Below are 2,094 nucleotides of genomic sequence, written 5' to 3' on the forward strand. Positions count from 1 at the left end.
GCGATGAGGTTATTGCAACTCAATATTTTGGGCAGGAAAGAAAATTCTGGTCAACAGCCCCGATTGAGGTTGAGTTTGAAATGACTTACAAGGGGGAGAAAATTGCTCAGACAAACAAAGTCTATCAAAGAGATGATCTGTTTGATCCTAACAAAATTGTTAAGTTGAGAAAAAATGGAAAAACAGTGTGGGTTACAAATATTGAGAGGATGAAAACAGGAAGAGCACCTATTGGTTTCGATGGTCATCCCGTTGAGTTGCATCATATGTTGCAAATACAAGATAGCCCTATAGCAGAGGTTAGCAGAACATTCCATCAAGAATATACTTCTGTTATTCATATTTATCCTAAAACACAAGAATCGCTTATCGATAGAGATATGTTCGATAGGTGGAGACCCAAATACTGGAAAGAACGTGCTAAAGGTTATGAAGAAAAAGCTATAGCAACTAAAAAATAACAATTTATGGAGAACAAATTATGAAAATTTATACTTTAACTGATGTTGCACAATTAGTTGATAAATATAGTAATATTATTAATTTTGGTTCTGCAGAGGATGCACCTGATGATGTATGGATAAAGAGAGCTGAAGAAACTCTAGGTTTGCAATTCACATCTTCTTACAAGGGTTTTTTAAAAAATTACGGAGGAGGAGAAATTGGTTGCGAGGAAATTTTTAGCATTTATGGTGTGGACTTTGAAACTGTTTATGGTGGTGACATTGTTTATAATCGCTTAACAGAAATAAAAAATGGTTTAGCAAAACCACAGCAGCTTGTTGTCAGTAGAACTGATTTTGGTGAGACATTTTACTTTGATTACTCTCAGTTTCGGGATGGTGAATGTCCGCTCTATTTTGAGGTAATATCTGGAGATCCCCTTTATTATGCAAGTAACTTTTATGAATTCCTTTGCAAAAAAATTAAGGACCATGCAGGGGAAGACTCATGAAAAGCTATACCTTAGATGATGTTGCACAATTAGTTGATAAATATAGTGATATTATTAATTTTGGCACTGCAGAGGATGCGGTAGAAGATATATGGGTAAAGAAAGCTGAGGAAACTCTCGGTTTGCAGTTCACAACTTCTTATAAGAGTTTTTTGAAAAATTATAAAGGAGGAGAAATTGGTAGTGAGGAAATCTTTAGCGTTTATGCGGAGTATAAGGGCATTCATGCTGGTGATATTGTTTATCGAAATTTAAACGATATAAAAAATGGTTTAGCAAAACCACAACAGCTTGTTGTGAGTAGAACCGATTTTGGTGAGACATTTTACTTTGATTATACTCAGTTTCGGGATGGTGAATGTCCACTTTATTTTGAGGTAATATCTGGAGATCCCCTTTATTATGCAAGTAACTTTTATGAATTCCTTTGCAAAAAAATTAAGGACCATGCAGGGGAAGATTCGTGAAAACCTATACCTTAGATGATGTTATACAATTAGTTGATAAATATGATGATGATGATGATATTGTCAATTTTCGTTCTGAAGAAAATGCTGTTGATGATCTCGTAATTGAAAAGGCAGAGAAAGCTCTCGGTTTACAATTCACATCGTCTTACAAGAGTTTTTTAAAACATTATAAAGGAGGGGATATTGCTGGTTATGAAATCTTTAGCCTTTGTGAGAACCCTATAGGTGTTCCTTTTGATGATATTGTTTACCGAAACTTACTCGATAGAAAAGATGGTTTTGCAACACCAGAACAGCTTGTCGTTAGCAGTACTGATTTTGATGAAACCTTTTATTTTGATTATACGCAGTTTCGGGATGGAGAATGCCCACTTTATGTCAGGCTTCCATTGGGTGATTGTGAATATTACGCTAGTAATTTTTATGAATTCCTTTGTAAAAGAATTAAAGAAAGCGTGGGAGCTGAGATACCTGAAGGTGATCAACCAATTGAAAAGATTGAGAACACTCCCACTCCGCAACCTATCCCTTTTTACAAGAGCTTTTGGAAAAAACTATGGAAGAGGTGAAATTGATAGTGAGAAAATACGGAGCGTTTATAATTTATACAGACTTTGAAACGGTTTATGGTGGTAATATTGTTTACAAAAACTGAAACTATAGAAAACA

At 34.8% G+C, this 2,094-nt stretch carries 4 protein-coding genes; all 4 read left to right on the forward strand.

What is annotated here, in order from left to right; all coding sequences use genetic code 11:
- On the forward strand, positions 1-461 hold a 461-nt coding region (locus ABD915_RS09430; protein ID WP_345117666.1), incomplete at its 5' end, for an HNH/ENDO VII family nuclease.
- 20 nt (positions 462-481) lie between these two features.
- Complete coding sequence (locus ABD915_RS09435) at positions 482-955, forward strand: SMI1/KNR4 family protein (protein WP_345117668.1); 474 nt, start codon at positions 482-484, stop codon at positions 953-955.
- Complete coding sequence (locus ABD915_RS09440; RefSeq protein ID WP_345117670.1) at positions 952-1,422, forward strand: SMI1/KNR4 family protein; 471 nt, start codon at positions 952-954, stop codon at positions 1,420-1,422. The genes ABD915_RS09435 and ABD915_RS09440 overlap by 4 nt, the downstream gene beginning before the upstream one ends.
- Entirely contained in the window at positions 1,419-1,994 is a 576-nt protein-coding gene (locus ABD915_RS09445) for an SMI1/KNR4 family protein (protein WP_345117672.1), read from the forward strand. The genes ABD915_RS09440 and ABD915_RS09445 overlap by 4 nt, the downstream gene beginning before the upstream one ends.
- Positions 1,995-2,094 lie beyond the last annotated feature (100 nt).

It is taken from the genome of Bartonella jaculi, assembly GCF_039543045.1.
In the GTDB taxonomy this organism is placed as follows: Bacteria; Pseudomonadota; Alphaproteobacteria; order Rhizobiales; family Rhizobiaceae; genus Bartonella; species Bartonella jaculi.